Source organism: Burkholderia sp. 567, assembly GCF_040545115.1.
Lineage (GTDB): Bacteria > Pseudomonadota > Gammaproteobacteria > Burkholderiales > Burkholderiaceae > Burkholderia > Burkholderia ambifaria.
The window spans coordinates 39,292-64,707 of the sequence record NZ_JBEPLG010000010.1 but is presented as its reverse complement, the minus strand read 5'-3'; the positions used below and the strand labels follow the sequence as shown (position 1 = coordinate 64,707).

Annotated in this window: 23 protein-coding genes; 3 read left to right on the top strand and 20 right to left on the bottom strand. The window is 68.7% G+C overall.

Features of this window, described 5'->3' with window-relative positions:
* Positions 1 to 2: 2 nt before the first annotated feature.
* The 7 genes from ABIC50_RS26220 to ABIC50_RS26190 all read right to left on the bottom strand — a co-directional run bounded on the left by ABIC50_RS26220 (position 3) and on the right by ABIC50_RS26190 (position 9,598).
* Positions 3 to 1,292 carry a dicarboxylate/amino acid:cation symporter gene (locus ABIC50_RS26220; RefSeq protein WP_011658021.1) on the bottom strand — a complete coding sequence of 430 codons (1,290 nt, stop codon included), beginning with the start codon at positions 1,290 to 1,292 and terminating at the stop codon, positions 3 to 5.
* Between the two features lie 355 nt (positions 1,293 to 1,647).
* A complete protein-coding gene (locus tag ABIC50_RS26215; protein ID WP_354167916.1) occupies positions 1,648 to 3,333 on the bottom strand; it encodes a cation acetate symporter in 1,686 nt (561 codons plus the stop codon).
* A gap of 11 nt (positions 3,334 to 3,344) precedes the next feature.
* The gene (locus ABIC50_RS26210) at positions 3,345 to 3,650 is read right to left on the bottom strand and encodes a DUF485 domain-containing protein (protein ID WP_126228573.1); all 306 of its coding nucleotides are present in this window, start codon (positions 3,648 to 3,650) and stop codon (positions 3,345 to 3,347) included.
* A 190-nt stretch (positions 3,651 to 3,840) separates the two neighbouring features.
* Positions 3,841 to 5,046, bottom strand: a complete 1,206-nt coding sequence (locus tag ABIC50_RS26205) for a CaiB/BaiF CoA transferase family protein (protein WP_354167913.1) — start codon at positions 5,044 to 5,046, stop codon at positions 3,841 to 3,843.
* 30 nt (positions 5,047 to 5,076) lie between these two features.
* Positions 5,077 to 6,222, bottom strand: coding sequence for an acyl-CoA dehydrogenase family protein (locus tag ABIC50_RS26200; protein ID WP_354167910.1), 1,146 nt, complete (start codon positions 6,220 to 6,222; stop codon positions 5,077 to 5,079).
* 14 nt (positions 6,223 to 6,236) lie between these two features.
* Positions 6,237 to 7,433, bottom strand: coding sequence for an acyl-CoA dehydrogenase family protein (locus tag ABIC50_RS26195; RefSeq protein ID WP_354167907.1), 1,197 nt, complete (start codon positions 7,431 to 7,433; stop codon positions 6,237 to 6,239).
* Positions 7,434 to 7,462: 29 nt separating this feature from the next.
* Entirely contained in the window at positions 7,463 to 9,598 is a 2,136-nt protein-coding gene (locus ABIC50_RS26190; protein WP_354167904.1) for a 3-hydroxyacyl-CoA dehydrogenase NAD-binding domain-containing protein, read from the bottom strand.
* Positions 9,599 to 9,826: 228 nt separating this feature from the next.
* Between ABIC50_RS26190 and ABIC50_RS26185 the strand changes: the two genes are divergently transcribed.
* Together ABIC50_RS26185 and ggt are read left to right on the top strand one after the other, a co-directional pair.
* Positions 9,827 to 10,789 (top strand): LysR family transcriptional regulator, encoded by a 963-nt coding sequence (locus ABIC50_RS26185; RefSeq protein WP_105832956.1) that lies wholly within the window; start codon positions 9,827 to 9,829, stop codon positions 10,787 to 10,789.
* A 70-nt stretch (positions 10,790 to 10,859) separates the two neighbouring features.
* Positions 10,860 to 12,740 (top strand): gamma-glutamyltransferase, encoded by a 1,881-nt coding sequence (gene ggt / locus ABIC50_RS26180; RefSeq protein ID WP_354167901.1) that lies wholly within the window; start codon positions 10,860 to 10,862, stop codon positions 12,738 to 12,740.
* Positions 12,741 to 12,958: 218 nt separating this feature from the next.
* Here ggt and lipA read toward each other — a convergent pair whose 3' ends face one another.
* The 3 genes from lipA to ABIC50_RS26165 all read right to left on the bottom strand — a co-directional run bounded on the left by lipA (position 12,959) and on the right by ABIC50_RS26165 (position 15,109).
* On the bottom strand, positions 12,959 to 13,951 hold the full coding sequence (lipA, locus tag ABIC50_RS26175; protein WP_006760316.1) for a lipoyl synthase: 993 nt from the start codon (positions 13,949 to 13,951) through the stop codon (positions 12,959 to 12,961).
* Positions 13,944 to 14,699 carry a lipoyl(octanoyl) transferase LipB gene (gene lipB / locus ABIC50_RS26170; protein ID WP_012364793.1) on the bottom strand — a complete coding sequence of 252 codons (756 nt, stop codon included), beginning with the start codon at positions 14,697 to 14,699 and terminating at the stop codon, positions 13,944 to 13,946. Before lipB ends, lipA begins: the two co-directional genes overlap by 8 nt.
* 83 nt (positions 14,700 to 14,782) lie before the next feature.
* Positions 14,783 to 15,109 (bottom strand): DUF2917 domain-containing protein, encoded by a 327-nt coding sequence (locus ABIC50_RS26165; RefSeq protein ID WP_175656233.1) that lies wholly within the window; start codon positions 15,107 to 15,109, stop codon positions 14,783 to 14,785.
* 102 nt (positions 15,110 to 15,211) lie between these two features.
* Here ABIC50_RS26165 and ABIC50_RS26160 point away from each other — a divergent pair, with 102 nt between their 5' ends.
* Positions 15,212 to 16,183: a transcriptional regulator GcvA gene (locus ABIC50_RS26160; protein ID WP_175735216.1), complete on the top strand. Its 972-nt coding sequence runs from the start codon at positions 15,212 to 15,214 to the stop codon at positions 16,181 to 16,183.
* Between the two features lie 24 nt (positions 16,184 to 16,207).
* On the opposite strand, the gene ABIC50_RS26155 is transcribed toward ABIC50_RS26160, so the two are convergent.
* From ABIC50_RS26155 to ABIC50_RS26110, 10 genes are all read right to left on the bottom strand, one after another.
* A complete protein-coding gene (locus ABIC50_RS26155; protein ID WP_006760320.1) occupies positions 16,208 to 16,516 on the bottom strand; it encodes an HP0495 family protein in 309 nt (102 codons plus the stop codon).
* On the bottom strand, positions 16,516 to 17,442 hold the full coding sequence (locus ABIC50_RS26150) for a D-amino acid aminotransferase (protein ID WP_354167898.1): 927 nt from the start codon (positions 17,440 to 17,442) through the stop codon (positions 16,516 to 16,518). Before ABIC50_RS26150 ends, ABIC50_RS26155 begins: the two co-directional genes overlap by 1 nt.
* Positions 17,443 to 17,490: 48 nt before the next feature.
* On the bottom strand, positions 17,491 to 18,801 hold the full coding sequence (locus ABIC50_RS26145; RefSeq protein WP_105832949.1) for a D-alanyl-D-alanine carboxypeptidase family protein: 1,311 nt from the start codon (positions 18,799 to 18,801) through the stop codon (positions 17,491 to 17,493).
* 519 nt (positions 18,802 to 19,320) lie between these two features.
* On the bottom strand, positions 19,321 to 19,965 hold the full coding sequence (locus ABIC50_RS26140) for an alpha/beta hydrolase (RefSeq protein ID WP_354167895.1): 645 nt from the start codon (positions 19,963 to 19,965) through the stop codon (positions 19,321 to 19,323).
* Between the two features lie 13 nt (positions 19,966 to 19,978).
* Positions 19,979 to 20,296 (bottom strand): (2Fe-2S) ferredoxin domain-containing protein, encoded by a 318-nt coding sequence (locus ABIC50_RS26135; protein ID WP_011658035.1) that lies wholly within the window; start codon positions 20,294 to 20,296, stop codon positions 19,979 to 19,981.
* A 154-nt stretch (positions 20,297 to 20,450) separates the two neighbouring features.
* Entirely contained in the window at positions 20,451 to 21,602 is a 1,152-nt protein-coding gene (locus ABIC50_RS26130; protein ID WP_105832947.1) for a VanZ family protein, read from the bottom strand.
* Positions 21,603 to 21,621: 19 nt separating this feature from the next.
* Complete coding sequence (locus ABIC50_RS26125; RefSeq protein ID WP_471686027.1) at positions 21,622 to 22,260, bottom strand: ABC-type transport auxiliary lipoprotein family protein; 639 nt, start codon at positions 22,258 to 22,260, stop codon at positions 21,622 to 21,624.
* Between the two features lie 74 nt (positions 22,261 to 22,334).
* Entirely contained in the window at positions 22,335 to 23,270 is a 936-nt protein-coding gene (locus ABIC50_RS26120; RefSeq protein ID WP_012364800.1) for an MlaD family protein, read from the bottom strand.
* Between the two features lie 23 nt (positions 23,271 to 23,293).
* Complete coding sequence (locus tag ABIC50_RS26115; RefSeq protein ID WP_011658039.1) at positions 23,294 to 24,205, bottom strand: ABC transporter ATP-binding protein; 912 nt, start codon at positions 24,203 to 24,205, stop codon at positions 23,294 to 23,296.
* Positions 24,202 to 25,326 carry an MlaE family ABC transporter permease gene (locus ABIC50_RS26110; protein WP_011658040.1) on the bottom strand — a complete coding sequence of 375 codons (1,125 nt, stop codon included), beginning with the start codon at positions 25,324 to 25,326 and terminating at the stop codon, positions 24,202 to 24,204. The genes ABIC50_RS26115 and ABIC50_RS26110 overlap by 4 nt, the downstream gene beginning before the upstream one ends.
* Positions 25,327 to 25,416 lie beyond the last annotated feature (90 nt).

Genomic DNA, 25,416 nt, shown 5'->3' with positions numbered 1-25,416 from the left:
TGTCAGACGCCGGCCGCCTCGGTCGTCTTGACTTCGCCGCCGCCAGTCAGCGCCTGGCGCAGCTTGTTGCGGTCGAGCTCCTTCTCCCACGCCGACACGACCACCGTTGCGACACCGTTGCCGACGATGTTGGTCAGCGCGCGGCATTCGCTCATGAAGCGGTCGATGCCGAGGATCAGCACCATGCCCGACAGCGGGATCGTCGGCACGACGGCGAGCGTCGCGGCGAGCGTGATGAAGCCCGCGCCCGTGACGCCGCTCGCGCCCTTCGACGTCAGCATCGCGACCGCGAGCAGCGTGAGCTGCTGCATCCACGTCAGTTCGATGTTGGTCGCCTGCGCGATGAACAGCACGGCCATCGTCATGTAGATGTTGGTGCCGTCGAGGTTGAACGAGTACCCGGTCGGCACGACGAGGCCGACGACCGAACGCGAGCAGCCGGCCTTCTCGAGCTTTTCCATCAGCTGCGGCAGCGCGGCTTCCGACGAGCTCGTGCCGAGCACGATCAGCAGCTCTTCCTTGATGTAGGACACGAAGCGGATGATCGAGAAGCCCGTGACGCGCGCGATCGTGCCGAGCACGACCAGCACGAACACGATCGACGTCAGGTAGAACGTGCCGATCAGCTTGAGCAGCGGCACCAGCGAGCCGACGCCGTACTTGCCGATCGTGAACGCCATCGCGCCGAACGCGCCGATCGGCGCCAGCTTCGTGACGATGTGCACGATGCCGAACAGCACGCGCGTGAGACCGTCGATGAAGTCGGTGACGACCTTGCCGCGCTCGCCGAGGTGCGCGAGCACGCTGCCGAACAGCAGCGCGATCAGCAGGATCTGCAGGATTTCGCCCTGCGCGAACGCATCGACCATCGTGTTCGGGATGATGTGCAGCAGGAAGTCGACCGTCGACTGACCGTGCGCCTTCGCCGCGTACGATGCGACGGCCTTGCCGTCGAGCGTCGCCGGATCGATGTTGAAGCCGACGCCCGGACGCAGGATGTGCGTGGCCGCCAGGCCGAGCAGCAGCGCGAAGGTCGACACGACCTCGAAGTACAGCAGCGCCTTGCCGCCCACGCGGCCGACCTTCTTCATGTCCTCCATGCCGGCGATGCCGGTGACGACCGTACAGAAGATGATCGGCCCGATCACCATCTTGATCAGCTTGATGAAGCCGTCGCCGAGCGGTTTCATGTCGGTGGCGAGCGCCGGATAGAAGTGGCCGAGGATCACGCCGACGATGATGGCGAAAATCACCTGCACATAGAGCACTTTGTAGAAGGGTTTCTTCTTCACGATGGTTCCTGCTGAAGTAGATGAGCCGGTGGAAACGGCGTCACGCGCGCAGGCGAATGTCAGGGGGAAAGAAACATTCGCCCGCGCGGCTGCCGTGCCGCAACAAGCGATGCCTCAAGTCATCCGACAGGGGAGGAAGGCATTGGTCATCGATTGTCTCCTTGGTTTAATAGTCAGGCCGGGGGGACGGCCGTGCTGTTTATATCGCAAGGTCGATGCCAGGTTTCCGGAACCCCTCAAGCCGTTGTTTTCATTGTATTTCTCATAATACGGCAGGCAAGGAAATCCGGGATTCCGGATTTCCGGAAAATATCCGTCCGGCGATCCGGACGGATTCGGCCATTCGTCGGACGGATCAGTGCTGCACGGCGCGGCTGGCCAGCACGCCCGTCTGCGCGTAGAACTCCTGCTGCGCGAACGCGTCGCGCTCGCGCCGCGCGCGCTCGCCGCGGTCCGCGAGCGAGCCGACGACGATCCCGAAGAACGCGAGCGGCACCGACACGAGCGCCGGGTTGTCGAGGAATACCGGCGCATGCGCGTGGTGCAGCACGTCGACCCACACCGACTTCGACAGCACAGTGAGCGCGACCGCCGACGCGAGGCCGAGGCCGCCGCCGAGCACCGCGCCGCGCGTCGTCATCCCGCGCCAGAAGATCGACATCGCGAGCACCGGGAAATTCGCGCTGGCGGCCACCGCCGCGACGAGGCCGACCATGAACGCGACGTTCACGTGCTCGAACAGGATCGACAACGCGATCGCGATCGCCGACAACCCGATCGTCGCCGCGCGCGAGATGCGCATTTCCAGCCGCTCGTCGGGCTTGCCGCGCGCCCACATCTGCGCATACAGGTCGTGCGAGATCGTGGTCGCGCCGGCGAGCGTCAGCCCGGCGACCACCGCGAGGATCGTCGCGAACGTGACGGCCGCGATGAAGCCGTAGAACCAGTTGCCGCCGACCGCCTGCGCGAGCTTCACCGCGACCATGTTCGAGCCGCCGAGCAGGTCGTGCGTCAGGTTGAACGTGCCGTTCGCGCCGAGCCGGAAGAATTCCGGATGCTGCGCGAGCAGCACGATCGCCGAAAAGCCGATCACGAAGGTCAGCAAATAGAAGTAGCCGATGAAGCCGGTCGCGTACAGCACCGACTTGCGCGCCTCCTTCGCGTTCGGCACCGTGAAGAAGCGCATCAGGATGTGCGGGAAGCCGGCCGTGCCGAACATCAGCGCGATGCCGAGCGACAGCGCGTTGGCCGGGTCGCGAATCAGCTTGCCGGGGCCCATGATCGACAGCGCGCCCGGATGCACGGCCACCGCGCGGCGGAACATCTCGTCGATGCTGAAGCCGAATTCCCCGAGCGCGAGCAAGACGAGCAGCGTCGCGCCGCACAGCAGCAGCACGGCCTTGATCACCTGCACCCAGGTGGTCGCGGTCATCCCGCCGAAGAACACGTAGACGACCATCAGCACGCCGACGATCAGCTCGGCCGTGCCGTACGACAGCCCGAACAGCAGCTGGATCAGCTTGCCCGCGCCGACCATCTGCACGACCAGGTACAGCACGACGATCGTCAGCGCGTTCGCGGACGTCAGCAGCCGGATCGGCCGCTGCGCGAAGCGGTACGCGACGACGTCGACGAACGTGAACTTGCCGAGATTGCGCAGCGGCTCGGCGATCAGGAACATCACGAACGGCCAGCCGACCAGGAAGCCGATCGAGTAGATCAGCCCGTCGAAGCCGAACATGAACACCATCCCCGAGAGCCCGAGGAACGACGCGGCCGACATGTAGTCGCCCGCGATCGCGAGCCCGTTCTGCAGCCCGGTGACGCCGCCGCCGGCCGTGTAGAAGTCGCGCGTCGAGCGCGTGCGGCGCGCGGCCCAGCGCGTGAGCGCGAGCGTCGCGAACACGAACGCGAAGAACATCGCGATCGCGACCGGGTTCAGCTCGACCTTGTCGGGCATCGGGCCCGCGACCGAGGTCGCGTGCGCGGCGGAGGAAACGAGAACGGCCAGCGCGCCGAGCGCGCTTGAAGTGAGTCGCATGGGGGCCTCCATCAGGAACGCTGCAGGATCGCGGCGACGCGGCGGTCGAACGCACGGTTCGCGCGCAGCACGTAGCACGCGGTCAGGCCGATCGCGACCAGGATGATCGCGACGCCCGCGACGATCCCGACCGTGGTCGTCGCGCCGCGGTACAGCGGCGCGGCCAGCACGTGCGGCGCGAGCGCGACGAGCAGGATGAAGCCGTAGTAGGTGGCGATCATCAGCGCCGTCAGCGTGAAGCTGAAGCGGCGCCGCGCACGCACGAGCTGCTGGTAGTCACGGCACGCCGTGACCGATTCGATGACGGAAAGCTCCATGGTGTCTCCTCCTGTCGACCAGAGTTAGTGCTTCAGCGCTTACCCGGGTCCCATGCTTCGCGGTCGACCAGAGTTGGCGCTTTAGCGCGTACTCCAGTCCCCGCAGGGCAACCGCCTCGTCATTGCGAGCGGTGTCTGTTGGATGGCCGGCGCGCGACTGCTCCGCCCGCGCCGCGGCGGCAAAAGCGGTCTACACGATGCGCTCGGCGCGCAGCCGCGCCAGCTCGTCCGTCGACAGCCCGAGCCAGCCGCCGAGCACGTCGTCCGTATCGGCGCCGAGCACCGGCGGCGCACCGCGCACCGGCAGGCGCGCGCCGTCGAAGCGGTACGGCGGCGCGAGCACGTCGACGCCGCCCGCGACCGGATGCGGCTGCCGCGTGACGAGCCCCGCGCGGGTCGCGCGCTCCGACGTCAGCGTGTCGTGCAGCCCGAGCACCTCGCCGCACGGAATGCCCGCCCCGGAAAGCGCCGCGAGCAGCGTCGCGCGTGGCCGACGCGCAAGCTCGCGGCGAATCTCCGGCAGCAGCTCGGCGCGATTCGCGGAACGGCCGAGGTTGGTCCTGTAGCGTTCGTCCGCGGCGAGGTCGGGCCGCTCGATCGCGTCGCAGAAACGCGCGAACTGCGTGTTGTTGCCGACCGTAATCACGAGCGGGCCGTCGGCCGCATCGAACACGCCGTACGGCACGATCGACGGATGCGCGTTGCCGTAGCGCGGCGGATCCTCGCCCATCAGCAGCGCGTCGAGTCCGTAGTACGCGGTGATCATCAGCCCGCAGTCGAACAGCGCCATCTCGATTTGCCGTCCGCGCCCCGTCGCATGGCGCTCGTACAGCGCGGCGAGGATCGCCTGCGCCGAATACATGCCGGTGAAGAGATCGACCGCCGCGACGCCGAATTTCAACGGCGGCTGGTCGGCCTCGCCGTTCAGCGCCATCAGCCCCGCCTCGCCCTGCACGACGAGGTCGTAGCCGGGCCGCTCGGCCTCCGGGCCCGAACGGTCGTAGCCCGAGATCGCGCAATGCACGAGCCGCGGATTCAGCTCGGCGAGCGCGTCGTAGCCGAGCCCGAGCTTTTCCGCGCCGCCGGCCTTGAAGTTGTGGATCAGCACGTCGGCCTGCGCGGCGAGCTCGCGCGCGATGCGCCGCCCGGCTTCCGTCTGCAGGTCGACGCAGATCGATCGCTTGCTGCGGTTCACGCTGTTGAAGTAGGTCGTCTCGGTGTCGCCGATCCGCAGCCCCCAGTCGCGCGTGTCATCGCCGCGCGCCGGATGCTCGATCTTGATCACGTCCGCGCCGAAATCGGCGAGCACCATCGCGCTCCACGGGCCCGCGAGCACGCGCGAGAAATCGAGCACCTTCACGCCGGCCAGCGGCAATGCGCGCGGGTCGTTCGTCATCGTTGTCTCCTCCATTCGCGTCGTTCGTCTTTACTGTTTCGACAGCGCGATATAGCGCGCGAGATGATGATCCTCGTCGCCGAGCTGGTGATCGATCATCACCAGCCGCTTCGCGTAGTGCGACAGCGGCAGCTCCCACGTCATCCCGATCCCGCCGTGCAGCTGGATGCTTTCCTCGGCGACCAGCGTGCCGATCCGGCCGATGCTGTACTTGGCCGCCGCGAGCGCGCGCTCGCGCACCGCACGCGGCGCATCGAGCTGCGCGGCCGCATTGATCACCGCCGAGCGCGCCTGCTCGACTTCGAGCAGCAGGTCGGCCATCCGGTGCTGCAGCGCCTGGAAGCTGCCGATCGGCATCCCGAACTGCTTGCGCGTGCGCAGGTAGTCGAGCGTGTATTCCTTCGCGATGTCCATCGCGCCGAGCGCTTCGGCCGACAGCGCGAGCAGCCCGTAGCCGAGCACGCGTTCGAGCAGCGCGGCGCCCGCTTCGCCGTCGTGCGCATCCGGCGCGCCGAGCGCGGCATCGGCCGGCAGCGCGACGCGCTCGAAACGCACTTCGGCCGCGCGGCCGCCATCGATCTTCCGGTAGTCGCGCAGCGACACGCCCGGCGCGTCGGCCGGCACGACGAACAGGCCGATGCCGGCCGCGTCGTCTTCGTGACCGGACACGCGCGCGCTGACGACGAAGAACGCCGCCTGCGCGGCCTGATCGACGACGCCCTTCGCGCCCGTCAGCACCCAGCCGTCGCCGGCACGCTCGGCGCGCGTGCGCACCGTCGTCAGTTCGTAGTGCGAGCCCGGCTCGTCGTGCGCGAACGCGGCGCTCGCGCTGCCGTCGATCAGCGCGGCAAGCCGCTCGCGATGCGCGGCGCCGCCGGCGAGCGACAGCGCGCGGCCCGCGAGCAGCGCGCCGAGGAACGGCTCGACGACGAGCCCGCGCCCGAGGCATTCGAACACCACGGCGATGTCGAAGCCCGCGCCGCCGAAGCCGCCGTCGGCCTCGGCGAACAGCGCGCCGACTGCGCCGAGTTCGGCGAAGCGCTGCCACATCGTGCGATCGAACCCGTCGGCCGACTGCGCGATGCGATCGCGCACCGGGAACGCGTACTGTTCGGCGATGAAGCGGTTCAACGTGTCCGCCAGCATCCGGCGGTCTTCTGTGTGCTGGAAATCCATCGTCGCGCTCCTCGTTACAGCCCGAGCATCATCTTCGCGATGATGTTCTTCTGGATCTCGTTCGAGCCGCCGAAGATCGACAGCTTGCGATTGTTGAAGTACTGCTGCGCGGCGCTCGCGGCCCCCTCCGGGCCGACCGGCTCGCCGTCGTAGTCGGCGTCGAGCGCATCGTCGACGAACGGTTGCGCGTACGGCCCCATCGCGCGGCGCATCAGCGCGGTGATCTCCTGGCGGATCTGCGTGCCGCGGATCTTCAGCATCGAGCTCTCGGCCCCCGGCACGCCGCCGCCCGCGACCGCGGCCAGCACGCGCAGGTTGGTCGTGCGCATGTTCTCGAGCTCGATCTCGACGCGCGCGACGCGCGCCGCGAAGAACGGATCGTCCGCGAGCGGCCGGCCGTTCTTCGTGACCTTCGCGGCCACCGCGCGCAGCCGCTCGAGGGCGGCCGTCGAGAAGCCGATGCCGGCGATGTTGGTGCGCTCGTACGTGAGCAGGTATTTCGCGCAGGTCCAGCCGCGGTTCTCTTCGCCGACCAGGTTCTCCACGGGCACGCGCACGTCGGTGAAGAACACTTCGTTCACCTCGTGCTCGCCGTCGAACGTGATGATCGGACGCACTTCGACACCGGGCGTATTCATGTCGATCAGCAGGAAGCTGATGCCCTCCTGCTTGCGCACGTCGGTCGCGGTGCGCACGAGACAGAAGATCATGTTCGCGTAGTGCCCGAGCGTGGTCCACGTCTTCTGGCCGTTCACGACGTAGTGATCGCCGTGGCGCACCGCGCTCGTCTTCACCGACGCGAGATCGGAACCGGCGCCCGGCTCCGAATAGCCCTGGCACCACCAGTCGGTGCCGTCGAGAATGCGCGGCAGCCAGTGGCGCTGCTGCGCTTCGCTGCCGTACTTGATCAGCACGGGCCCGAGCATGTTGACGCCGAACGGGACGATGCGCGGCGCGCCCGCGAGCGCGCATTCGTTGTCGAACAGGAACTTCTGCGCGACGCTCCAGCCGGGGCCGCCGTACTCGCGCGGCCAGTGGCTCGCGAGCCAGCCGCGGGCGTTCAGGATCGCGTGCCATTCGCGCATGTCGTCGCGCGTCAGATGCAGGCCGCCCTTCACCTTGCGCGCGGTGCGCGCCGGCAGTTCGGCGGCGAGGAAGCGCTGCACGTCGGCGCGGAACGCTTCCTCTTCGGGAGTGAAATTGAGGTCCATCGTAAGTCCGTTGCGAAGGCGGTGGGCGTTCAGTCGATGTGGTTCAGGCTCGCGAAATCCGCGCCGCGCTCGACCAGCTCGACGATCAGCGGCGAAGGCTTCCAGAACAGCGGATCCTCGTTCGCGAACGCGCGAATGTCGGCGAGCACGTTCGCGAGGCCGACCGTGTCCGCGTAGTGCATCGGGCCGCCGCGATAGCGCGGGAAGCCGTAGCCGTGCAGGAACACCGCGTCGACGTCGAGCGGGCGCAGCGCGATCTTCTCGTGTACGACGTTCGCGCCTTCGTTGATCATCGCGGCGAGGTAGCGGCGCAGGATCTCGTCGTCGCTGAACGCGCGCGGCGTGATGCCCTTCTTCGCGCGCTCGTCGGCGACGATGGCCTCGACTTCCGGGTCCGGCGTGCCGACGCGCGCGCCGTCCGGATACACGTAATAGCCGCGCGCGGTCTTCTGCCCGAACCAGCCGCGCTCGCACAGCCGGTCGGAAATTTCCACGTAGCGCGCACGCGGGTCGCGCGTCGCCGCGCGGCGCTTGCGGGTCGCCCAGCCGATGTCGCCGCCCGCGAGGTCGACGACCTGGAACGGTCCCATCGGGAAGCCGAAGTCGCGCACCGCGCGATCGATCTGATACGGCGACGCGCCGTCCTCCATCAGGTAGTCGGCCGCGGTGCGGTAGACCGCGAGGATCCGGTTGCCGATGAAGCCGTCGCATACGCCCGCGCGCACCGGCGTCTTCTTCAGCTGCTTCGCGAGCGCGAACGCCGTCGCGACGACCTCCGCGCTCACGCGCTCCGGCACGACGATCTCGAGCAGCTTCATCACGTTGGCCGGCGAGAAGAAATGCAGGCCGATCACGTCGGCCGGCCGGTCGATGCCGGCCGCCAGCTCGTCGATGTCGAGATACGACGTGTTGGTGGCGAGCACCGCGCCCGGCTTGCACACGCGCGCGAGTTCGGCGAACACCGCCTTCTTCACGGCCATGTCCTCGAACACGGCCTCGATCACGACGTCGGCCTGCGCGAGCGCGTCGTACGACGTGCTGCCCTTGAAGCGCGCGAGCCGCGCCGCATGCGCGGCCGGCGTCATCCGGCCCTTCGCGACGAGACCGTCGTAGACCTTCTCGACGTGCGCGCGCCCGCGTGCGAGCGACGCTTCGTCGCGCTCGATCATCGTCACGGGCAGCCCGGCATCGAGCGCCGCGACCGCGATCCCCGCGCCCATCGTGCCGCCGCCGACCACGCCGATCCGCTCGACCGGACGCGCGCTCGCGCGGCGCGCCTCGGGCGCCTTCGCCGCCTCGCGCTCCGCGAAGAACGCGTGCACGAGGCCCGCGCGCTGCGGGCTGTCGATGCACTGCAGGAACAGGCTGCGCTCGAGCTTCATCCCCGCGTCGAACGACTGCGTGAGCGCGGCCTCGACCGCGTCGACGATCTTCGCCGGCGAGAACAGGCCGCGCGACTTCTTCGGCAGGTCGGCGCGCGCCGCGTCGATCGCGGCCTGCGCGCTCGCGCGATCGGCGAGCCCCCGCGCCTCGCGCGTGCGCCGTGCCGGCGCGCCGAGCGACACGAGTTCCTGCGCATAGGCCAGGCCTTCGGCGAGCGTGTCGTCGCTGTGCGCGAGGCGGTCGACGAGGCCGAGCGCGAGCGCTTCGTCGGCGCTCGCGTGACGCCCCGTCAGCATCAGGCCGAGCGCGGCCTTCGCGCCGATCAGGCGCGGCGCGCGCTGCGTGCCACCGGCGCCCGGCAGCAGGCCGAGCGTGACTTCGGGCAGCCCCAGCTTCGCGCCGGGCACCGCGAGCCGGTAATGCGCGGCGAGCGCGACCTCGAGGCCACCGCCGAGCGTCGCGCCGTGGAGCGCGACCACGACCGGCTTCGCGCTCGACTCGATTCGCTCGCATACGTCGGGCAGCGACGGCGGCACCGGCGGCTTGCCGAATTCGCGGATGTCGGCGCCCGCGATGAAGTTGCGGCCGGCGCCGACGATCAGCACCGCGCGGATCGCGTCGTCGGTCTGCGCGGCGTCGAGCGCTTCGGAAAGACCGCGCCGCACGTCGGCGGACAACGCATTGACGGGCGGATGGTCGATCGTGACGACGAGCACCTTGTCGCGGCGTTCGCGCGTGACGGTGCCGGCGCGGGAGGGTTCGGGGGAAGCGGTTGAATTCATCGTGTCTCCAGTGCGGTACGCCGGGCGGCAGCCGCGGGACGGGCCGGCGGCGCCGGTTCCGCGCTCCCGCGCGGCGGGAAACGATTCGGCGTGGTTGCCGGGGATGACTCGATTCTCGATTGATCGAGATTCATTGACAATTCCCGCACGCCTTTACAAGCTGTCAAGTCTGACTTGACATTGAATGCTTTCGAACTGTTAAACGGGACGGATCAGGAGACACCGGACATGGACCTGAACGCGCTGACGCTGCTCGTCGAGATCCTCGACGCGGGCAATCTGAGCAAGGCCGCGCAGCGGCTCAAGGTGAGCCGCGCGAACGTCAGCTACCGGCTGAACCAGCTCGAACGCTCGATCGGCCAGCAGCTCGTGCGCCGCACGACGCGCCGCATCGAGCCGACCGAGATCGGGCTGAAGCTGTACGAGCACGGCCGGCGCATCCGCAACGAACTGCTCGCCGCGCAGGAGTCGGTGACGACGCTCGGCCAGGACCTGCAGGGCCGCGTGCGGCTGTCGGTGCCGAGCGGCTACGGGCAGATGGTGATGTCCGACTGGCTGCTCGCGTTCAAGCGGCTGCATCCGGGCATCGTGCTCGACGTGGTGTTCGAGAATCGCGTGGAAGACCTGATGCGCGACGAGATCGACATCGCGGTGCGCGTGATGCCGGAGCCGCCGCAGAACCTCGTCGCGCGCGACATGGGGGCGGTGCGCTACGTCGCGTGCGCGTCGGCCGCGTTCGCGGCCGCGCACGGGATGCCGGCGAGCCTCGGCGCGCTGGCCGCCGCGCCGGTCGTCACCGCGACCGTGATGGGGCGGCAGTTGCGGATCGCCGCGTATCTCGGCGACGAGCGCCACGAGGTGCTGCTCGAGCCGACGCTGATTTCGGAGAACTTCCTGTTCCTGCGCCAGGCGATCCTCGCCGGGATCGGCGTCGGCATCGTGCCCGACTACGTGGTGCAGGACGACATGCGGCGCGGCACGGTCGTCACGTCGCTCGACGCGTACCGGCTCAGCATCTTCGGCACGCACATGTACATGCTGTACATGCCCAACCGGCACCACACGCGTGCGACCGCAACGTTCATAGAGTTCATCCTCGAACAGGCCGGAAAGACCGGCCGGGGCGGGCCGGGCGCGATGCGTCAGGGTTTCCTGTCGGATGACAATCCGCCGCCCGCACGGCGACAATAGCGCGCCGCCCGTGCGGGGCGCGTGCCGCGCACACGCCGCCGCCTTCGAATTCACCGTTGCCGAGGGTTCAATGTTCGATCGGATTCGTCCGCATTCGCGTCCCTGGACGCTCGCCGCCGCAGTCGCATTCGCACTCGTCGCCTTCGGTGCCGGCTGCACGTCGCCGTCCGCGCCGTCGGGCGCCGTCGTCCCGGTCGCCGCCGCATCGGGCGCCGCGGTGCCGCTGCCCGGCGTTCACGCGCCCGAACTGTCGTCGGGCTGGACCGACAAGCCGGGCTGGACCTCGCAGCACGCGATGATCGCGGCCGCGAACCCGCTCGCGACGCAGGCCGGCTACGACATGCTGAAGGCCGGCGGCACCGCGATCGACGCGGCGATCGCGACGCAGATGGTGCTCGCGCTCGTCGAGCCGCAATCGTCGGGCATCGGCGGCGGCGCGTTCATGCTGTACTTCGACGGCCACGCGACGCAGGCGTACGACGGCCGCGAGACCGCGCCGGCCGCCGCCACCGACCGCCTGTTCTACGGGCCGACCGGCCAGCCGATGCGCTTCTACGAAGGTGTCGTCGGCGGGCGCTCGGTCGGCACGCCGGGCGTGCTGCGGATGCTCGACGCCGCGCATCGCGCGCACGGCAAGCTGCCGTGGCGCCGGCTGTTCCAGCCCGCGATCCGGCTTGCCGAGCACGGCTTCACGATCAGCCCGCGGCTGGCGATGCTGATCGCGAACGACAAGTACCTGATGAACGACCCGGCCGCGCGCGCGTACTTCTACAACGACGACGGCACGCCGAAGGCGGCCGGCACCGTGCTGAAGAACCCCGCGCTCGCGACCGTGCTGCGCCAGGTCGCCGACCGCGGCGCGAACGCGTTCTACACCGGCGCGATCGCGCGCGACATCGTCGCGAAGGTGCGCAAGCACCCGACCAATCCGGGTCTGCTGTCGCTGCAGGATCTCGTGCGCTACAAGGCGAAGGTACGTGCGCCGCTGTGTACCGACTACCGGCGCTCGGTGGTGTGCGGGATGCCGCCGCCGTCGTCGGGCGGCCTCGCGATCGCGCAGATGCTCGGCATCCTGGAGGCGATGCCCGACTGGCAGCAGATCGGCGCGCAGAAGCCGGTGCGCAACGAGGTCGGCTACGAGCCGACGCCGTTCGCCGCGCATCTGTTCAGCGAGGCCGGCCGCCTCGCGTTCGCGGACCGCGCGCGCTACGTCGCCGATCCCGATTTCGCGCCGCTGCCGGGCGGCAGCTGGGCGAGCCTCACCGACAAGACCTATCTCGCGCAGCGTGCGCGCCTGATCGGCGACAACAGCATGGGCGTCGCGCAGGCCGGCACGCCGCAGGGCGCGGCGCTCGCGCTGGCCGACGACCGCAGCCCCGAATTGCCGTCGACTTCCGACATCGCGATCGTCGACCGCTACGGTCAGGCGCTGTCGATGACGTCCAGCGTCGAGGACGCGTTCGGTTCGCGGCTGATGGTGCGCGGCTTCATGCTGAACAACCAGCTCACCGATTTCTCGTTCGTGTCGAGCGAGAACGGCCGGCCGGTCGCGAACCGCGTGCAACCCGGCAAGCGGCCGCGCTCGGCGATGTCGCCGGAGCTCGTGTTCGACCAGAAGACGAAGCAGGTGACGATGATCGTCGGCTCGGCCGGCGGCCCCGCGATCATCAACCACGTCGCGAAAACGCTGATCGGCGTGCTCGACTGGGGAATGACGATGCAGCAGGCGATCGCGCTGCCGAACCTCGGGTCGACGAACGGGCCGACGCAGCTCGAGCGCGGCCGCGTGTCCGACGCGCTCGCCGACGGGCTGAAGGGACGCGGGCACGACGTGCAGGTCGTCGAGATGAACTCGGGACTGCAGGGGATCCAGCGGCTGAACGTGCAGGGGCAGACGGTATGGTTCGGCGGCGCGGATCCGCGGCGCGAAGGAGTCGCGATGGGGGATTGAGACTGCGGAAGCGGTGCGGCCCGCGCATGCGGTATTAGACTGGCAACCCTTCCCGCTTCCACCGCAATGCCTTTCGCTGAACCGGATCGCGCATCCGGTCAGATGACGATTGTCGTGCGCATGCGCGAGCAGAGCAGCAGCCGCGCCAACGAAAAAGCCCGCATCGCTGCGGGCTTTTGTTCGACTGCGTGACTGCTGCAGAGAGGCGGATGCGGCGCTCAGACCACCCCGGCTCCATGCGCCTGCAGATCGGCGTGATAGCTCGAACGCACCATCGCGCCAACCGCCGCGTGCGTGAAGCCCATCTTGTACGCCTCTTCCTCGTACATCTTGAACGTATCCGGATGCACGTACGCGCGCACCGGCAGGTGGTGCTCCGACGGCTGCAGATACTGGCCGATCGTCAGCATGTCGACGTCGTGCGCGCGCAGGTCGCGCATCACCTGCAGGATTTCCTCTTCCGTCTCGCCGAGGCCCACCATCAGGCCCGACTTCGTCGCGACGTCCGGATGCAGCGCCTTGAAGTCCTTCAGGAGCTTCAGCGAGTGCGCGTAGTCCGAACCCGGGCGCGCTTCCTTGTACAGGCGCGGCACCGTTTCGAGGTTGTGGTTCATCACGTCGGGCGGCGCCGCGTTCAGGATCGAGATCGCGCGGTCGAGACGACCGCGGAAGTCCGGCGTCAGGATCTCGATGCGCGTTTCCGGCGACTGCTCGCGCACTTCGCGGATGCACTCGACGAAGTGGGCCGCGCCGCCGTCGCGCAGGTCGTCGCGGTCGACGCTCGTGATCACCACGTACTTGAGCTTCAGCGCGGCGATCGTGCGGGCGAGGTTCTTCGGTTCGTCCGCGTCGAGCGGATCGGGGCGGCCGTGGCCGACGTCGCAGAACGGGCAGCGGCGCGTGCACTTGTCACCCATGATCATGAACGTCGCGGTGCCCTTGCCGAAGCATTCGCCGATGTTCGGGCAGCTCGCTTCCTCGCACACCGTATGCAGGTTGTGCTCGCGCAGGATCGTCTTGATCTCGTTGAATCGCGAACTGCCGGTGGCCGCCTTCACGCGGATCCACTCCGGCTTCTTCAGCTTCTCGATCGGAATGACCTTGATCGGAATGCGCGCCGTCTTCGCCTGCGCCTTCTGCTTGGCGGTCGGATCGTAGGCTGCGGTCGCGGCCGAATCGGCCGGTGCGGGGGAAGCGGTAACGTCAGTCATTCGAATGTTCCAGTGCCTGCGGCTTGTCGGCGGCCGCGGATTCGCCATCGAGGTTGGCAATCAGACGCCCCACCAGCGTGTGGGCGACGTCGTTCCAGTCGGCGGCAACCTCGAGGCTCGCCATGTCGACGGTTTCCAGTCCCGCATAGCCGCACGGGTTGATCGCAAGGAACGGGCGCAGATCCATCTTCACGTTCAGGCTCAGCCCGTGATAGCTGCAGCCGTTGCGGATCTTCAGCCCAAGGGCCGCGATCTTCGCGCCTTCGTGCACGCCGGATGCCACGTAGATGCCCGGCGCGCCCGCCTTGCGGACCGAAGCGAGATTATACGCCGCGAGGGTTTCGATCACGGCCTCCTCGATCTTCGTCACGAGCGTGCGCACCATCAGCTTGCGCCGGCGCAGGTCGAGCAGCAGGTAGACGACGATCTGGCCGGGGCCGTGGTAGGTGATTTGTCCGCCGCGGTCGACCTTGACGAGCGGCACGCCGCTGTCGGCCACCAGCAGGTGGGCCGGGTCGCCGGCCTGGCCGAGCGTATAGACGGGCGGATGCTCGACGACCCAGATTTCGTCGCCGGTGTCGGCCGTGCGCGTGTCGGTGAACGCGCGCATCGCGTCGAAGCTCGTCTCGTACGCCTCGCTGCCCCGCCAGCGCACGGTGACCGGCACGGCGGGCTGAACCGGAGACCCGGCGGGCGATTCGGAAACGGCGACGGGCGTGGACACGATGGGAACCGGCGAGACGGACATGGGCGGTAGTTTACCGAAAACCCATGGGTCTCGCCGGCCGGGGAAAGGGACGGATCGCGGGGATCCGTCGGAGGAAAGGTCCGTCAGACGGTGCGCCAGCCGTCGTGCACCAGCGCATTCACGCGGTTGCGCACCCGGGCCAGCACGCCGCGCGCGACTTCCGCGGCCGGCCGCGACACCGAGAACGCCACATGGGCGCCCTGCCCGCTTTCCGCGCTGAGCCACAGCCGCTCGCCGCGGCGCAGCCGGAGCGTCTCGCCGTCGACCAGGAAGTAGTCTTCGACGTCGTTGCTGCGCGTCGCCCAGACCGGCCCGCATTGCACGGTCAGACGCGTGCTGCGTTGCACCTTCATCGGCACGGTTTCGCCCGCCGGGATTTCGAATGTGATGCTTGAAGAAATTTCTTGCATGATCGACTCCGCCAATAAGTGCTTCGATGGCTACAATCGTAGTCACTTAAAGGCGCCCGACCAAACGACCAATTTTCACGTCGATGTGAGGAAAATTAGCAAATGGACCTCCGCCAGCTCCCTGCGCTGAACGCCATTCGGGCGTTCGAAGCCGCCGCACGTCACGAGAATTTCTCGCGCGCCGCCGACGAACTCTTCGTCACGCACGGCGCGGTCAGCCATCAGGTGCGCGCGCTCGAGGAGGAGCTGGGCGTGCAATTGTTCGCGCGCAACGGCAAGCGGCTGTGCCTGACCGGCGCCGGCATGCGCTACGCGCAGCAGGTGCGCACCGCGCTGATGATGCTGGCCGACGCGACGCGCGAGGTGCGGGCAAGCGACCGCGACCGGCGGCTGGTGGTGTCGATGCTGTCGTCGTTCGCCGCGCGCTTCGTCACGCCGCGCATCGGCACGTTCATCGAGCGGCATCCGGAAATCGACGTCGAACTGCAGTCGACCAACAATCTGACCGATTTCGCGCGCGACGACGTCGACCTCGCGATCCGCTTCGGCTTCGGCAACTATCCGGGGCTGCACGTCGAGCCGCTGTTCGACGAAGTGTTCTTTCCGGCGTGCGCGCCGACGTTGAACGGCGGCAAGCTGCCGCAGACGCCCGCCGATCTCGTGCACTACAACCTGCTGCGCTCGGACGACGAGCTGTGGCGGCCGTGGTTCGACGCGGCGGGGCTCGACACGCTGACCGAGCCGAAACGCGGGATTCTGTACCAGGACTCGTCGAACCTGCTGCTGGCCGCGATCGAAGGCCAGGGCATCGCGCTGGTGCGGCGCTCGCTGGCGGTGCACGACCTGCTCGACGGGCGCCTCGTGCGCCTGTTCGACATCGACGGGGCGAGCCCGTGGCACTATTTTTTCGTGTGTCCGCCGCCGCTGCTGAACGCGCCGCGCGTGCAGGCATTCAGGGCGTGGATGCTCGAGGAAGTCGCGCAATTCAAGCTGCTGTGCGACGAGCTGGATGCGCGGCGCGCGGCGGGGAAGACCCCCGCCGAGTGCGCGCAGGAAGGCGGATGGAAGGGCTAGGGCCTGTTCCCGCTAATAGCGGGCCTACAGTACGACCTTGACCATCGGATGGCCGGTCAGTGCGCGGTAGATGTTGTCGAGCTGTTCCTGGCTCGTCGCCCGAACGGTGATCGTGAGGCCGGTGTAGTTACCGCCGCTCGACACACGCTCCTCGATCTTCTCGACGTCGATCTCGTTGTCGTGAACGGCCACGACCTTGAAGATCGTGTCCTTGAATTCCGGGTGCGCCTTGCCCATGATCTTGATCGGGAAATCGCACGGAAACTCCAGCAGCGACTCCTTCCGGGTATCGATCGCGCCGGTGACCTCGATGGTTTTGGTCGGTTCGCTCATCATTTCCTCCGGGTTAGGTCAAACTGTTCAAACTCGCGCGCTTTCGCACGCTGGTACGCGTCGTACAACGCCGCGAACACGGGGCCCGGCTTGCCGCCCTGCACGGGCAGCTCGTCGAGCGACGTGACAGGCAGGATTTCCTTCGTGGCCGACGTGATCATGATCTCGTCCGCCGAGCGCAGCTCGACCTCGCTGAGTTCGCGCGCGACGAACGGAATCCCGCATTGATTGGCCAGCTCCTCGACGAGCGCGTAGCGGATCCCCTCGAGGATCTTGTTGCTGCGCGGCGGCGCCATCAACTCGCCGTTCTTCACGATCCACACGTTCGACGACGACCCTTCGGTCACCTTGTCGTCACGCAGCTGGATCGTCTCGAACGCATCGCGTTCGGCCGCATGCTGCGCCATCAGCACGTTGCCGAGCAACGAAATCGACTTGATGTCGCAATGCAGCCAGCGGCGATCCTCGGCCGTCACGCAGCGCACGCCACGCGCGCGCTCCTCGTCCGACGGCAGGCGCAGCGGGCTCGTCATCGCGAACACCGTCGGCACCGCATCGGCCGGGAACGCGTGGCCGCGCTTCGCGACGCCGCGCGTCACCTGCAGGTAGACGAGCGCGTTGCCGTCGCCGAGGCCTTCCGCGTTCGCGGCGACCAGGCGCTCGATCAGCGCGCGCCAGCCGGCCGCGTCGTGCGGGTTGTCGATGCCGATCTTCTTCAGGCTGCGCGCGAGCCGGTCCAGATGCTGGTCGATCCGGAACGGCACGTGCGCGCCGTCGTGCGCATAAACGGGGACAACTTCATACACGCCATCGCCGAAGATGAACCCGCGGTCGAGCACCGGCACACGGGCTTGCGACAGCGGCACCAGTTCCTCCTGCGACGACACGCTGAGGTAGACGATCGGTTCGAATTCGGCTTGGCTCATAGCTATACCAGATGGGGATGAAGTCGTGAAAACAAAGGCCCGTCGCGCTTACTTCTTCTTGCTGAACATCAGCAGGATCGAGTCCCAGATACGCCCGAAGATACCCGCTTCCGGCACCGGCTGCAGCGCGACGACCGGGAACTCCGACAGCGTCTTGCCGTCGGCGACGAGCTTCACGGTACCGACCTGCTGGCCTTCCGCGAGCGGCGCGATCAGCGGCGCGTTGACGTCGACTTCCGGCTTCACCTTGTCGCCCAGGCCGCGCGGCACGGTCACCCACTGGTCGCTCTTCACGCCGACCTGCACGGTGTTCTCCTTGCCCTTGTAGACGCGCGGCGTCGACATCGCCTGGCCACCCTTGAACAGGCGCACCGCGTCGAACGCGCTATAGCCGTAGTTCAGCATCTTCATGCTGTCCTGCGTGCGCTCGCCTTCCTTCGGCTCGCCCATCATCACCGACACGAGACGGCGCTGGCCGTCGACACCCGGGATCGCGCGCTTGGCCGATGCGATCAGGCAGTAGCCGGCCGCTTGCGTGTGGCCCGTCTTCAGGCCGTCGACCGTCGGATCCAGCCACAGCAGCCGGTTGCGGTTGCCCTGGCGGATGTTGTTGTACTTGAATTCCTTCTCCGAGAAGATGCCGTAGTACTGCGGAAAATCGCGGATCAGGTGCGCGGACAGCTTCGCGAGGTCGCCGGCCGTCGTGTAGTGGTTCGGATCGGGCATGCCGTTCACGTCGGCGAAGTGCGTGCCCTTCATGCCGAGACGCTGCGCCTCGGCGTTCATCAGCGTGACGAACTGCCCTTCGCTGCCGCCGACCAGTTCGGCCAGCGCGATCGCGGCGTCGTTGCCCGACTGGATGATCATCCCGTACACGAGGTCGTGCACCGACACCGGCTTGTTCGCCTCGATGAACATGCGCGACTCGTCGAGGCCGACGCGGCGCACTGCCTCACTCGGCGTGATGATCTGCTCCATCGAGATCTTCTTCTTGTCGAGCGCCTCGAACACCAGGTAGGCCGTCATCAGCTTCGTGAGCGATGCGGGCTCGACGCGTTCGTCGGCGTTGCCCGATGCGAGCACCGTGTTGCTCGTCGCATCGACGAGCACCCACGAGCGCGCATTCACGCCCGGCGGCGGCACCGCGCCCGGCATGAAGGTCGCGGGCGCGCCGGTGAACTGCTCGGCGGCCGGCGCCGCGTGCGCGGCCTTGGCCTTGGCGGCCGGCTTCGCCTCGGCGACGACGATCGTCGATGCGAGCGCGACGGGCAGCATCACGCCCAGCGCGACGTTGCGCGCGGCGGTGCCGAAGGCGATGGAAGAAGCGAGGGACTTGAGGCCTTGGGGAGACAGACGCATGATCGATTCAGGCTGGTGGCAGAAAGTGCGGCGCGAAACGCGCAGGGTTGAACGGCAAGGCGGCGGGCGTTCCGGGCATTCGTCCGACTGCGTCGGACGGCGCGAAACGCGCCGGTTGGACTCGTGCGGACGCGTTCGGTTCGCGGCCGTCGCGAGCGGGCTGACAGGCGGCGAAACGAGCGCCGCATGGGCCCGGCCGGGCCGCGGGCGACGCGAAATGCGGCCATTATACGTGGCCGCGAACGACGTTTTCGCGAACCGTGCAGGTGGCCGCACGCGGGATTCGGGAGGATCGCGCGGCTTCGCTGCGGACAATCGCGCTCGAAGCCGCGCGAAACGCGTGCGCGGGCGCGGTGCGGGAAGGGGGCGCCGCGCGGCGGCGGCAGGCATGTGCGACCGGGTTCGACACGGTGCGACGAGATGCGACACGGTGCGACGCGATGCCGCGCGAGCGGCGGCATCGTGGTGGCGCGGCAACGCCGATGCGCGCCGCGCTACACGCATCGATGCTTCAACGTATCAACGCCATGCGTCGACGATGATGCGCTTCAGCACGTGCAGCTTGCGATGGAAGAAATGCTCGGCGCCGGGGATCACGACGACCGGCAGCTCCTGCGGCCGCGCCCAGTCGTAGACCGATCCGATCGGCACCGTGTCGTCGGTTTCGCCGTGGATCACGAGCGTGTTCTCGGGCACGTCGGCGACCTGCCAGCGGCTCGCGGCCGTGCCGACGAACACGATCCGCTCGATCGTCTCGCCCGCGTCGCGCAGCCGCTTCGCGACATGCGACAGCACGAAGGTGCCGAACGAGAAGCCCGCGAGCACGAGCGGCAGCTCCGCCTGCGCCGGCTGCGCGCGCATGTGCGCGAGCACCGCGAGCAGGTCGTCGGCCTCGCCGATGCCGTTGTCGTGCACGCCTTTGGTCGCGCCGACGCCGCGGAAGTTGGACCGGTACACCACGTAGTTGAGCTGGACCAGCGTGCGCGCGAGCGTTTGCGCGACCTTGTTGTCCATCGTGCCGCCGAACAGCGGATGCGGATGCGCGACGAGCGCGATCCCGCGCGGCGCGGCGCTGCCGTCGCGCACGGCGTCCGGCAGGTCGACCGCGATTTCGATCTGCCCGGCCGGGCCGGCGATCAACGACTTCTGCGTATGAACGTTCATTCGGCCGGCCCGCTCAGATCTTCAGGCGGTCGACGACCTTGCCGTCGCGCAGGTGCGATTCGACGATCTCGTCGATGTCGGCCTGGTCGACGTACGTGTACCACGTGCCTTCCGGATACACGACCATCACGGGCCCTTCCTCGCAGCGGTCGAGGCAGCCGGCCTTGTTGATGCGGACCTTGCCCGGCCCCGCGAGGCCGAGTTCCTTCACGCGCTTTTTCGCGTATTCCTGCATGGCCTGCGCATTGCATTGCGCGCAGCTCGGACGCTCGGCGCCCGGGTCGCGCTGATTCAGGCAGAAAAAGACGTGGTGCTGGTAGTAGGAATCCATGATGGTGACGAGCGGCCCGGCGCGATGCCGGGCGGAAAGAGGGGCGATTGCCGTCGCGCGCGGCAACGGATGTGCGGACGATTATAACGAGCGGCGCGCGCCGCTGCCGGCGACCGGGCCGTGGCCGCCCTGCCCCGCGTGCCGACTCAGCGCATCAGCGCCGCAGCGCGCCCGGCAGCCACGCGTGCTCGACCCGCTGGCCGAGCCAGATCAGCGCCGCGTAGGGCCAGATCCACGCGAGCCAGCGCGCGATGCTGTTGAAGTGCACGTAGCGGCCCTGCCGCCAGCCCGACAGCGTGAAGTCGAAGAACGGGTTGACGGGCAGCAGGTTGACGAGCGCCACGCCGGCCAGCAGCGCGGCCGCCGCGAGCAGCGCGCGCCACGTGGCCGGCACGCGCAACGCGACCAGCGCCGCCGCGAAGCCGAGCTCGATGCCGAGCCGCGCGCCCGGCGTCGCCCACACGACGACGAGGCCGGTGCTCGACTGCATGAAGGTGGCGCCCGCCTTCAGCGCGAGCGACGCCGCGACGAACGCGATCAGGAGTCGCACGCGCGGCGCGCCCGCGCGCATCGCGAGCGATGCGATCGCCAACGCGGCGAACAGCATCAACCCGCCGAGCACGGCTTCCCACGCGGAGTCGGACAGCCAGCCGTCGACACGCTCGGGCCACTCGCTCACGCGCCACGCGGCCGGCAGCCACGCGAGCAGCGCGTCCTGCATCGAGCCGTCGGCGCGCTCCCACAACGCGGCCGGCCAGTCGCCGATGCCGAACAGGAACGGCGACGGAAACAGGATCGCGAATGGCCACAGCGCGGCGAGCAGCAGCGGCGTCGCGCCGTCGTTCTCGAACCATGCGAAGCGCAACCGGCGCAGCGCGCCGCGGTCGAGCAGCGCGCCGGTGGCCGGGGCCGCGAGCGCGGCGCCGAACAGCGCGCCGAGCGCGTTGGCCGCGAGGTCGAGATTCGACGCGACGCGCATCGGCAGGTAGGTCTGCAGCGCCTCCATCGCCCCCGACAGCAGCACGCCGAGGCCACCCACGATCAGCGTCGCGGCCACGCCGCGCCAGCGCGGATGCAGCGCGAGCACGCCGAGTGCGCCGAACGGCAAATAGCCGAGCACGTTGGTCACCACGTCGAACGCGGTCACATAACGCTGCATCGGCGCGAACAGGTAGTCGAACGGCCCGATGCCGAGCGACAGCCAGCCGTCGAACGGATACAGCGACGCATAGACGATGAGCGCCGCGTACGCGGCGAACGCCTGTCGCGCGAGCGACGACGCGCGCGGCGTGACCGGCGCGCTCATCGCGGCTGCACGCTGCGCGTCACGGGTTGCCCGCGTACGCCTGCACGCCGACCCAGGTGGCGATCTGCGACACGAGCTCGTCGCTCGCGGCCGCGAGCGCACGCGCGCCGCCGGCCGCATCGGGCGTGCTCGACGGCGCGCGCGCGACGAACGTGCGCTGGCCGAGCACCTTGCCGTCCTGCATCAGCGTCGCACGCGCGGTGACCGCGCCGTGACTCTGCGACTCCCCGTCGAACACTTGCTCGAATTCGTTCAGGTCGACCTTCAGCGTCGGCGCGCGCACGCCGTCGGAGCCTTCGAGCACCGCGCCGCGCGACGACAGCGCGCCGCGCAGCCGCTGCGTGAGCAGTTGCGCGGGCGGTGCGGTCCAGCGGCTGTCGCGATAGACGGCCGTGCGCTGCGCATCCGCATAGGTCAGGCGGTAGACGAACTTGTCGGTGTCGAGCGCGTCGGGCGCGGCGACGTCGAGCACCTTCAGCGCGGGGCCCGTACCGGCCGTCACGACCGACGCGGCCGGCCCGAGGTCGTAGCGGACGTTCGACAGCGCCGCGCCATTGCCGGCGCAGCCGGCGGCGAACGCGAGCATCAGCATCGCGAGGGTGGTCGCGGCCGGACGCAGCGCGCGATCAAGAATTCGTGGCATGGCATGTTCCTGCATGATGTTTCCGGTTTCGATGGCGTCAGTGCCCGGCGTCGCGCCGGGCCGGGCGGTCGATGGGCTGGCGCCGCGCGTCATTTGCCGGCCGCCGCACCCTTGCCCGGCCAGACGAAACCTGCTTCGCCGGGCCCGGGCGCGGCGCCGGGCGAACCGAACAACAGACTGCTCGGGTTGCGGCCGAGTTCACCGGCGACGTCCTTCAATTGCCGCGACGCATCGCCAACGCTGTCCGCCAGCGTGTTGAAACGCGGCAGCGTGTCGTACTGGACCCGCGCGTTCAGGTCGTTCAGCGCGACGCCGACCTGCTCCGCGGCCGAGCCGGCCTTGTTCAGGTTCGACACGAGCGGCCCGTTCGGCTGCAGCAGCGTGTTCGCGGATGCCATCGCGCGATCGACCTGGTGCATCGTCTGCGGCAGCGCGGCCACCGCCGGCGCGAGCTGCTTCGACAGCGTCGCCGCGCCGTCCGCCGCGTGCTGCAGGCTTTCGGCCGTCGCGCGCAGCTGCTCGCGCATCTCCGGCGACATCAGCGCGTTCGCGCTTTCCGCCGCCTGCTCGAGCTGCCGCAACAGCACGTCGCCGCGCTCCTGGATCTGGTCGAACAGGCTCGGCCGCATCGGAATCTGCGCGATCGACTTCGGTGACGACGGCAGCGGCGCCAGGTCGCGGCCCGTGTCCTCGAGCTGCACGAACGCGATGCCCGTCACGCCCTGGAAGCCGAGGCTGCCGTAGGTCGACTGCGTGATCGGCGCGTCGCGGTCGACGAGAATCCGGATCCGGATCTGGCCCGGATGGGTGCGGTCGAAGCCGATCGACTGCACCTTGCCGACGTCGAGCCCGCGAAAGCGCACGGCCGCATCGGGGAACAGGCCCGTCACGTTGGTGCGCGCGAGCAGGTCGTACGGCACGCGCACGGTGCGGTCGACGTTGAACCAGAACACGGTGCCCGCGATCGCCAGCGTCAGCGCGATCGTGAACAGGCCGGCCCAGAACGCATGTGATTTGTTTTCCATCAGGAGATTCCTTGTCCTTGCCGTTACAGCTCGACGCTCGAGAGCGCCGGTTCGAGGGCGGCCTTCGGCAGCTTCGCGCGCCGCTCGGGCGGCAGCGCCTGCAGTGCGCGGCGCCCGCGCAGCCCCAGAAAATATTCGTGGATGAACGGATGGTCGACGTTCGCGGCCTCCTCGACCGGCGCGGCCACCAGCACCTTGCGGTCGGCCAGCACCGCGACGCGCGTCGACAGCGCGACCATCGTGTCGAGGTCGTGCGTCACCATCACGACCGTCAGCCCGAGCGTGCGGTGCAGCGTCGCGATCAGCTCGACGAATTCGTCGGATGCCTGCGGGTCGAGGCCGGCGGTCGGCTCGTCGAGGAACAGCAGTTCGGGCTCCAGCGCGATCGCGCGCGCGATGCCGACCCGCTTCACCATCCCGCCCGACAGCGCGGCCGGCATCTTCGACGCGTGCTTGCACGGCAGCCCGACCATCTCGAGCTTCAGCATCACGATGTCGTGCAGCAGATCGGGCGGCACGCGGCCGAGCTCGCGCAGCGGCTGCGCGACGTTGTCGAACACCGTCATCGACGAGAACAGCGCGCCCTGTTGGAACAGCATCCCCGAGCGCGTGCGCATCATCCGTGCGCTCGCGTCGTCGATCTTCGAGGTGTCCTCGCCGAACACCTTGATCGTGCCGGACGTCGGCCGCTCGAGGCCGAGGATCTGCCGCACGAGCGTCGTCTTGCCCGACCCCGAGCCACCGACGATCGCCACGATCTCGCCGCGCCGCACGTCGAAATCGAGCTTCTGGTGAATGATGTTGCGCCCGTAGCGCTTCGTCAGGTTGCGCACCTCGATCACGAAGTCGTCACCGGGCGCGGCGGCCGGCGGTGTTCCGGCTGCCGCCGTATGGGCGCTGGCGGCACCGGCCGCCGGGTCGTTCGACGCATTCATCCGAGCCCCACGTTCTGGAACATGATCGCGAACACCGCGTCGGCGAGGATCACGACCGTGATCGACGAGACGACCGACGTGGTCGTGCCTTCACCGAGGCTTTGCGAGTTCGCCTTGATCCGGAAACCGAAATGGCATGCGACCAGCGCGATCAGCATGCCGAACACGACGCCCTTGCCGACGCCGATGTACAGGTTCGCGATCGGCACGACGCCCGGCAGCGAGCGCACGAAATAGTTGATGTCGATGCCGAGCACGAATTTCGCGGCGAGCGCGCCGCCGGTCAGCGCGATGATGTTGGTCCACATCACGAGCAGCGGCATCGCGACGCCGAGCGCGAGCACGCGCGGCAGGATCAGCCGCAGCCCGTGCGGGATGCCCATCACGCGCATCGCGTCGAGCTCCTCGGTCACGCGCATCACGCCGATCTGCGCGGTGATCGCCGAACCCGAGCGGCCCGCGACGAGGATCGCCGACAGCACCGGGCCGAGCTCGCGGATCACCGACAGCCCGAGGATGTTCACGATGTAGCGGTTCGCGCCGAACGTTTGCAGCTGCTGCGCGGACAGGTAGCTGAGCACGATGCCGATCAGGAACGCGACCAGCGCGGTGATCGGCAGCGCCTGCGCGCCGGCGCTGTAGATGTTCGCCGAGGTTTCCTTCCACGGCATCGTCTTCGGACGGCGCAGCACCGACAGCGCGTCGAGGATCACGAGGCCGAACATCGCGATGCCGCCCTGCAGGTGCTCGGCGAACGCGAACAGCATGAAGCCCAGGCGCGTGATCGGGCCGAAGTGCACGACGCGCTCGGGCGCCTCGCGCTGGCTGTCGAGCCGCTCGATGCGCTCGAAGATCGTGCGCTGCGTGGGGCTCAGCGCGACGCCGTCCGGCAGCTTGCGGCCCCACACGCGCCACAGCGCCTGGCCGCCGACGTGGTCGAGCCGTTCGATGCCGGACAGATCCCATTCGCTCACGCGCCCGGACGCGATGCCCGCGACGCGGCGCGCGACCGCGCCACGGTTGCGCGCGAGCGCGAGCGCGGTCCATTGGCCGTACAGGCGCACCGTCTGGCCCTGGCCGCCGGCGTCGACCGACAGGCCGGGAGGAGTCTCGAAGTCCAAGGGCGGATTGTTTGCAAAAGGATGACAGCGGCCATTGTAGCGAACCGCCCGTCGCAGCGACGTGAGGATTGCCGTCGCGGCGCCCCGCCG

Excerpts from the sequence above, each read along its gene's own strand:
- ABIC50_RS26215 (WP_354167916.1), bottom strand. The coding sequence starts at position 3,333 with ATGCGACTCACTTCAAGCGCGCTCGGCGCGCTGGCCGTTCTCGTTTCC.
- ABIC50_RS26210 (WP_126228573.1), bottom strand. The coding sequence starts at position 3,650 with ATGGAGCTTTCCGTCATCGAATCGGTCACGGCGTGCCGTGACTACCAG.
- ABIC50_RS26205 (WP_354167913.1), bottom strand. The coding sequence starts at position 5,046 with ATGACGAACGACCCGCGCGCATTGCCGCTGGCCGGCGTGAAGGTGCTC.
- ABIC50_RS26200 (WP_354167910.1), bottom strand. The coding sequence starts at position 6,222 with ATGGATTTCCAGCACACAGAAGACCGCCGGATGCTGGCGGACACGTTG.
- ABIC50_RS26195 (WP_354167907.1), bottom strand. The coding sequence starts at position 7,433 with ATGGACCTCAATTTCACTCCCGAAGAGGAAGCGTTCCGCGCCGACGTG.
- ABIC50_RS26190 (WP_354167904.1), bottom strand. The coding sequence starts at position 9,598 with ATGAATTCAACCGCTTCCCCCGAACCCTCCCGCGCCGGCACCGTCACG.
- ABIC50_RS26185 (WP_105832956.1), top strand. The coding sequence starts at position 9,827 with ATGGACCTGAACGCGCTGACGCTGCTCGTCGAGATCCTCGACGCGGGC.
- ggt (WP_354167901.1), top strand. The coding sequence starts at position 10,860 with ATGTTCGATCGGATTCGTCCGCATTCGCGTCCCTGGACGCTCGCCGCC.
- lipA (WP_006760316.1), bottom strand. The coding sequence starts at position 13,951 with ATGACTGACGTTACCGCTTCCCCCGCACCGGCCGATTCGGCCGCGACC.
- lipB (WP_012364793.1), bottom strand. The coding sequence starts at position 14,699 with ATGTCCGTCTCGCCGGTTCCCATCGTGTCCACGCCCGTCGCCGTTTCC.
- ABIC50_RS26165 (WP_175656233.1), bottom strand. The coding sequence starts at position 15,109 with ATGCAAGAAATTTCTTCAAGCATCACATTCGAAATCCCGGCGGGCGAA.
- ABIC50_RS26160 (WP_175735216.1), top strand. The coding sequence starts at position 15,212 with ATGGACCTCCGCCAGCTCCCTGCGCTGAACGCCATTCGGGCGTTCGAA.
- ABIC50_RS26155 (WP_006760320.1), bottom strand. The coding sequence starts at position 16,516 with ATGAGCGAACCGACCAAAACCATCGAGGTCACCGGCGCGATCGATACC.
- ABIC50_RS26150 (WP_354167898.1), bottom strand. The coding sequence starts at position 17,442 with ATGAGCCAAGCCGAATTCGAACCGATCGTCTACCTCAGCGTGTCGTCG.
- ABIC50_RS26145 (WP_105832949.1), bottom strand. The coding sequence starts at position 18,801 with ATGCGTCTGTCTCCCCAAGGCCTCAAGTCCCTCGCTTCTTCCATCGCC.
- ABIC50_RS26140 (WP_354167895.1), bottom strand. The coding sequence starts at position 19,965 with ATGAACGTTCATACGCAGAAGTCGTTGATCGCCGGCCCGGCCGGGCAG.
- ABIC50_RS26135 (WP_011658035.1), bottom strand. The coding sequence starts at position 20,296 with ATGGATTCCTACTACCAGCACCACGTCTTTTTCTGCCTGAATCAGCGC.
- ABIC50_RS26130 (WP_105832947.1), bottom strand. The coding sequence starts at position 21,602 with ATGAGCGCGCCGGTCACGCCGCGCGCGTCGTCGCTCGCGCGACAGGCG.
- ABIC50_RS26125 (WP_471686027.1), bottom strand. The coding sequence starts at position 22,260 with ATGCAGGAACATGCCATGCCACGAATTCTTGATCGCGCGCTGCGTCCG.
- ABIC50_RS26120 (WP_012364800.1), bottom strand. The coding sequence starts at position 23,270 with ATGGAAAACAAATCACATGCGTTCTGGGCCGGCCTGTTCACGATCGCG.
- ABIC50_RS26115 (WP_011658039.1), bottom strand. The coding sequence starts at position 24,205 with ATGAATGCGTCGAACGACCCGGCGGCCGGTGCCGCCAGCGCCCATACG.